This window comes from Methylosinus sp. R-45379 (assembly GCF_001644125.1).
Lineage (GTDB): Bacteria > Pseudomonadota > Alphaproteobacteria > Rhizobiales > Beijerinckiaceae > Methylosinus.
In genome coordinates, this window is the sequence record NZ_LUUM01000214.1 from 1 (window position 1) to 2530 (window position 2530).

General features: G+C 55.9%; 6 protein-coding genes. All 6 read right to left on the bottom strand.

The window, feature by feature from the left end; all coding sequences use genetic code 11:
- Nucleotides 1-29: 29 nt before the first annotated feature.
- The 6 genes from A1351_RS09185 to A1351_RS26185 all read right to left on the bottom strand — a co-directional run bounded on the left by A1351_RS09185 (nucleotide 30) and on the right by A1351_RS26185 (nucleotide 2127).
- Nucleotides 30-293, bottom strand: a complete 264-nt coding sequence (locus A1351_RS09185; protein WP_064032828.1) for a hypothetical protein — start codon at nucleotides 291-293, stop codon at nucleotides 30-32.
- An 82-nt stretch (nucleotides 294-375) separates the two neighbouring features.
- Nucleotides 376-681, bottom strand: a complete 306-nt coding sequence (locus A1351_RS09190; protein WP_064032829.1) for a hypothetical protein — start codon at nucleotides 679-681, stop codon at nucleotides 376-378.
- Nucleotides 678-992: a hypothetical protein gene (locus A1351_RS09195; protein WP_064032830.1), complete on the bottom strand. Its 315-nt coding sequence runs from the start codon at nucleotides 990-992 to the stop codon at nucleotides 678-680. The genes A1351_RS09190 and A1351_RS09195 overlap by 4 nt, the downstream gene beginning before the upstream one ends.
- A gap of 205 nt (nucleotides 993-1197) precedes the next feature.
- Nucleotides 1198-1404, bottom strand: coding sequence for a hypothetical protein (locus A1351_RS09205; protein ID WP_064032832.1), 207 nt, complete (start codon nucleotides 1402-1404; stop codon nucleotides 1198-1200).
- Nucleotides 1401-1877 carry a hypothetical protein gene (locus A1351_RS09210; protein ID WP_157096224.1) on the bottom strand — a complete coding sequence of 159 codons (477 nt, stop codon included), beginning with the start codon at nucleotides 1875-1877 and terminating at the stop codon, nucleotides 1401-1403. The genes A1351_RS09205 and A1351_RS09210 overlap by 4 nt, the downstream gene beginning before the upstream one ends.
- Before the next feature lie 22 nt (nucleotides 1878-1899).
- The gene (locus A1351_RS26185) at nucleotides 1900-2127 is read right to left on the bottom strand and encodes a helix-turn-helix domain-containing protein (protein WP_064032834.1); all 228 of its coding nucleotides are present in this window, start codon (nucleotides 2125-2127) and stop codon (nucleotides 1900-1902) included.
- Between the last annotated feature and the right edge of the window lie 403 nt (nucleotides 2128-2530).

Here is a 2530-nt window from a genome sequence, read left to right on the forward strand (position 1 = left end):
GCGAGCTGGTCACTTGCGCACCTTTTCTTTTAGACGGTGACCATCACCGCCGACTCGATCTCGTCGAGTGATTTGACGGTCTCGCGACCGACCTCGCGGATGCTCTCAGAGATCAGCTTCCCGACGATCAGCAACGCGCTCGCCTGGACGATGGCAGGATAAGCTGCATTGCTCGGACTCGTATTTCGACCGAGCGTTTCCGGCACCACGATTTCGATGACGGGCTTCAAGTGGTGCAACACAAAGGCGGCGAGGTCCGCCGGCTGCTCTGCGTTTATTAGATCATTCGACATGTTTTGATTTCTTCTGATTTCAATTTGCGCGCCGCACGTTGCGGCCTGTTTCCTTCCGCTTGTGCGAGACAGAGCCGGCGACCTAATCGAACGTCGCACCGTCGACGCTCAATCGTCGCGCAAGCTCGCCGAGCAAATCGGCATTTGCCGGGTGATCGTCCGGCTTCGTTCCGTCGAAGCATCGTGATCGGAGGCCGTGAAGCCGCGCCGTCAACAGGTCCCACATCATGAAAAAGCCACATCCGTTGCGACGGCGGACCAAGACAGCCGCCGCCGACCCGATACCGGTAGGAAGCACAAAGTCGAGCTTGTAAATTTCGGAGCGCTCGACCATCTGCGTGATGGCCGGGAACTGTCGCGAAAAGACAGTGAGTGTCGTATCTGTCATTGACGTTTCACCCGCGAGAAAAACACTGTGCCATCCGCTTCGCCTGCCTGCGAGACCACGCTAATCAATCCACCAGACGGCAAATTGATCAGCTCGCCCTCGCGCCCTGCCGCGATCGGAAAATCGCTCTGTGACGCTGCCTGCCCGTCTGTGCGAATGCAGATATTCACATCGCTAAAAACGCGCACAAGCCAAGGCTTCGGATCGTTCAGCGGATTCGGATCGGCGACTCCTAAGTCAGGCTGGAATGTGTAAGCTGTCGACGTGACAGCATGCGACGTGCTCGATAGAATCGTGAAGGTGTCCATCATCGATCGCCTCCGATCATCGCGCGGAGTCGATCCTCGTGCGAGGTCGCTTCGCCTTCGTCGCCGAACTTCGGATAGGAGCGAGCGCGCGAGCGGCGCGCCGGCTGTTGTCGATTTGTGCCAGGATCGACAGGGCGGCGAGTGCCGCCGCCCCATGGTCCCGTCAGGCCGAACTGTGTCGGCACCGTCTGGCGCTTGATGTTGTCTGTCATTTGCGGCGACGACCCTGCGTCGCTTCTGCATATCCGCGCGACAACCCGCTCGCGTGAAACTTCGCGATCCACTTTTCGCGATCCTCGGCCGATAGGCCAAACCAGCGTTCTGGAGCGAGGCCAGCTAGGTGCATGTAATCGAGATCATGCGCCGGCTCGGGCTGCGACTCGCTGCTCTTGATGATGTTGGTTTCGTCGCTCACTTGATGCCCCCCCAGCGCTTGAAGTTCACTTCGTTCGCACGCGCAATCTTCTCTTCCGGGCTGAGCTTGTCGTCTCCAGGTGCCGGCGGGACCGGGCCGACCTTCGTGCGCCATGACTCGACGACAGCGGGCTTGCCGCGCACCTTCTCATCGATCGCATGGCGCTCATGGGGGGGCTTCGCGTCGTATTGCGCCTGCGTGAGGCCGTCATACTTCGCGCGCTCATCGGCTTCCGACGCCTGCCGCGCCGTGGTGCCTGTCGTCGCTGGAGCCTCATCCCAGACGCGAGCAACCGCCGCTCCAAAAAACTCGCCGCTCGGCGATGTGATGTCGCCGGTCTCGTCAGAGAAAAAGCCTTCCTCGATCAGGCGCGACGCAGCGTTGCCGATCAATGTCGAGGTGTAGGTCCAGTTCAAATTATGCACCAGCTTGTGGACCGCCAACTCAACCTTTTTGCGTTCGTTTTCACTCATGAACTAACTTACCTTTCCGATTTTACGCAGCTTGCTGTTGAGCAAGCCATTCCTCGATTGCCTGCTTCGTGTAGACAATCCGTCTTCCGACCCGGCAGCACTTGGGCAAGCCGCCCGATCTGTTCAAGTTATAGGCGTGCGATCTACTGATACCGAGCCACTCTCTGAGCTGTTCGATCGTCCAAGGCCGATCGTCGATATTGATCGATGAGTTCGTGAGATCGCAAATTACCTCCTTTAGCTTATCCATGCTTCTTACCTCCTTTCCATTTTTCGCCCGCTTGACATGGTGTCAGGAAATGTTATTGTGATTTCGGACACGCTCCATAATGGGGCATAATGTCCTCACAGCCGCGAATAGTAGCGGTTGTGCTTAGTGTTGTCAACAGTTATTTAACCATTTGGACGAGAACAAACAGTGAACATTTGATTTATTTTCGAAGGTGCTTTTGAGGTATTGGATTCGGCATTGTTGAATATCACAACATCGATTAGACGAAATGTCAGGATTGCCGACAGTAAATGCTAGGTTTTATAACATCTAACCCATTGACTACAAAAGCATTGCGCGCTTTCTGTTGTTGGCATATGGTCACGACTGTCGAGTTACAACCTAACTAAATTGGACAGCGTATGAATCAGCATCGTGAAAT